Here is a 2,763-nt window from a genome sequence, read left to right as displayed (position 1 = left end):
ACGGACCGGTGAAGCGGCGGCGGCCCTGCATGACCACCTCACCCGCGGTGACCGGGAAGCGCTCGTCGAGCCCGTCCGACTGGGGCACCGCCGCCACCCGTCCGGTGCGCAGCGCGCGCCGGACCGGGGAACCGAGGAGGCGCACCGATCCACCGGTCGGGGTGACCAGACCGAGCAGAGACTGGAGCAGGGTGGACTTCCCGGACCCGTTGGGGCCGAGCAGCACGGTGATCTCCCCGGTCGGCACCGAGAGGGACACCGAGTCGAGCGCGCGGATCTGGCCGCGGTCGACGGTGAGGTCGGTGACGACCACGGCGGGCGGGCCCGTGTGCGCCGAGAAGGGCAGTGGTCGGTCGGTCATGACGTCAGCTCCCGGGTGATGATCTCGAGGTCGTGGTCGAGCAGGTCGAGGTAGGTGGGCACCGGGCCGCTGGGGGCGGAGAGGGAGTCGACGTACAGCACCCCGGCGACCCTGCTGCCCGTCTCGTCCGCGACCTGCTCCATCGCCGCGTCGGAGACCGTCGACTCACAGAAGACGGCGGGGATCTCACGGTCACGCACCTCGTCGATCAGGGCGGTGACCTGACGCGGCAGCCCCTGGGACTCGCTGTTGACCGGCCACAGGTAGAGCTCCTCCAGGCCGAGGTCCCGGGCCAGGTAGGAGAACGCGCCCTCGCACGTGACCAGGACACGGCGGTCCTGCGGCACCGCCGCCACGGCCGCGCGGGCGCGGGACGCCAGCTCGTCGAGTTCGGCCACGTAGTCCTCGGCGCGAGCGAGGTACCCCTCGGCTCCCTCCGGGTCGACCTCGGTCAGGGCGCGGGCGATCGTCCGGATGTATCTCGCGCCCTCGTCGGGCGACATCCACGCGTGGGGGTTGGGCCGCCCGGTGTAGTTGCCGGAGCGCACCGGCAGCGGGTCGACCCCCTCGGAGGTGACCACGTGGCGTGCGTCGGTCCCGTCGATGAAGCGCAGCAGCCAGTCGTCCATGCCGAGACCGTTGCTCACCACCAGGTCCGCGCCCTCGACCCGCTTGAGGTCGTCGACGGACGGCTCGTACTGGTGGATGTCGGCGCCCGGGGTCGTCACCGACTCCACCCGGACCCGGTCCCCACCGACGCGGCGGGCCATGTCCGCGAGGATCGTGAAGGTCGTGGCCACCACGACCCTGTCGTCGGCCTCCCGGGCGGCGAACCGGGGCCGGTCGTCCACGTCGACCGCCCCCCAGGTGCCGGTGGTGCAGGCGGCCGCCACGATCGCGGTCGCGAGTGCGACGACGACCGCGGCCGCGGGGGACCAGGGTCGCCGGCGACCGGCCCGGGGATTGCGGCCCCCGGCCAGATGAGATTTCGGCATACCGAAATATTAAGTCAAAGTGGCGGAATATCCATACCGCCTGGGTAGCCCTGCTGCCTCCAGGCCTCGTAGACCACCACGGCGGCGGCGTTGGACAGGTTCATGGAGCGGCGACCCGCCAGCATGGGGATGCGCACCGTCGCGGTCACGCGCTCGTCGGCCAGCACGTCCGGGGCCAGACCGGTGGGCTCGGGCCCGAACAGCAGGACGTCACCGGGGGAGAACCGGACCTCCGGCAGCGAGCGGTCGGCCCGCACGGTGAACGCCCACACCCGCGCCGGGAGTAGTCGCGCGTACGCGGCCTCGAGATCCTCGTGGACCTCCACGTGCGCCAGGTCGTGGTAGTCGAGCCCCGCCCGCCGCAGTTGCGGTTCGGACAGGTCGAAGCCCAGTGGCCCGGCCAGATGGAGTTCACACCCCGCCCCCGCCGCCAGCCGGATCGCGTTGCCGGTGTTGGGGGGGATGCGGGGTCGGTCGAACAACACACGCACGCCGGCTCCGGTCATGGCGGCCATTCTCGCAGTGCGCTGGCGACGTGGCCGCTCCGGAGTGGGATACTGGCGCCCGTGACCGCTATCAAGCTGGACGGAAAGCTCACCCGCGACGAGATCGTCGCCGACCTCACCGACCGGGTCGCCGCGTTGCGCGACAAGGGCATCACCCCGGGGCTGGGAACGGTCCTGGTGGGCGACGACCCGGGCAGCCACTCCTACGTCAAGATGAAGCACCGCGACTGCGAGCAGGTCGGCATCGCCTCCATCCGGCGTGACCTGCCCGCCGAGACCGGTCAGGCCGAGCTCGAGGCCGTGATCGACGAGCTCAACGCCGATCCCGCGTGTACCGGGTACATCGTTCAGCTACCGCTGCCGAAGCACCTCGACGAGAACGCGATCCTCGAGCGCATCGACCCGGCCAAGGACGCGGACGGACTGCATCCCGTCAACCTCGGCAAGCTGGTCCTCAACGCGACGGCCCCTCTGCCGTGCACCCCCAACGGCGCCATCCACCTCCTGCGGCGATTCGGTGTCGAACTCGACGGGGCACACGTGGTGGTGATCGGCCGCGGGGTCACCGTGGGGCGCCCGATCGGGCTGATGCTCACCCGCCGCAGCGAGAACTCGACCGTCACCCTGTGCCACACCGGAACCCGGGACCTGGCCGCCGAGACGCGGCGGGCCGACGTGATCGTGGCCGCGGCCGGGGTGGCCCACATGCTCACGCCGGACATGGTCAAGCCGGGCGCGGCGATCCTCGACGTGGGGGTGTCCCGGCTCGACGGGAAGCTGGCCGGCGACGTCCACCCGGACGTGTGGGACGTCGCCGGTGCGGTCTCCCCGAACCCGGGTGGCGTCGGTCCGCTCACGCGGGCGTTCCTGCTGGCCAACGTGGTCGAGCGCTGCGAGCGGC

General features: G+C 71.9%; 4 protein-coding genes. 1 reads left to right on the top strand and 3 read right to left on the bottom strand.

The window, feature by feature from the left end; genetic code table 11:
- The 3 genes from G6018_RS06920 to G6018_RS06910 all read right to left on the bottom strand — a co-directional run.
- A partial coding sequence (locus tag G6018_RS06920) for an ATP-binding cassette domain-containing protein (protein ID WP_182639234.1) occupies positions 1-361 on the bottom strand: 361 nt, incomplete at its 3' end.
- Complete coding sequence (locus tag G6018_RS06915) at positions 358-1,356, bottom strand: metal ABC transporter substrate-binding protein (protein WP_182639233.1); 999 nt, start codon at positions 1,354-1,356, stop codon at positions 358-360. The genes G6018_RS06915 and G6018_RS06920, both read right to left, overlap by 4 nt.
- A 14-nt stretch (positions 1,357-1,370) precedes the next feature.
- Positions 1,371-1,862, bottom strand: coding sequence for a tRNA (cytidine(34)-2'-O)-methyltransferase (locus tag G6018_RS06910; RefSeq protein ID WP_182610420.1), 492 nt, complete (start codon positions 1,860-1,862; stop codon positions 1,371-1,373).
- 60 nt (positions 1,863-1,922) lie between these two features.
- Between G6018_RS06910 and G6018_RS06905 the strand changes: the two genes are divergently transcribed.
- A partial coding sequence (locus G6018_RS06905; protein ID WP_182639232.1) for a bifunctional methylenetetrahydrofolate dehydrogenase/methenyltetrahydrofolate cyclohydrolase occupies positions 1,923-2,763 on the top strand: 841 nt, incomplete at its 3' end.

The organism is Dietzia sp. DQ11-44 (genome assembly GCF_014145205.1).
Lineage (GTDB): Bacteria > Actinomycetota > Actinomycetes > Mycobacteriales > Mycobacteriaceae > Dietzia > Dietzia natronolimnaea.
This window is presented reverse-complemented; position numbering and strand designations above follow the sequence as displayed.

Excerpts from the sequence above, each read along its gene's own strand:
- G6018_RS06915 (WP_182639233.1), bottom strand. The coding sequence starts at position 1,356 with ATGCCGAAATCTCATCTGGCCGGGGGCCGCAATCCCCGGGCCGGTCGC.
- G6018_RS06910 (WP_182610420.1), bottom strand. The coding sequence starts at position 1,862 with ATGACCGGAGCCGGCGTGCGTGTGTTGTTCGACCGACCCCGCATCCCC.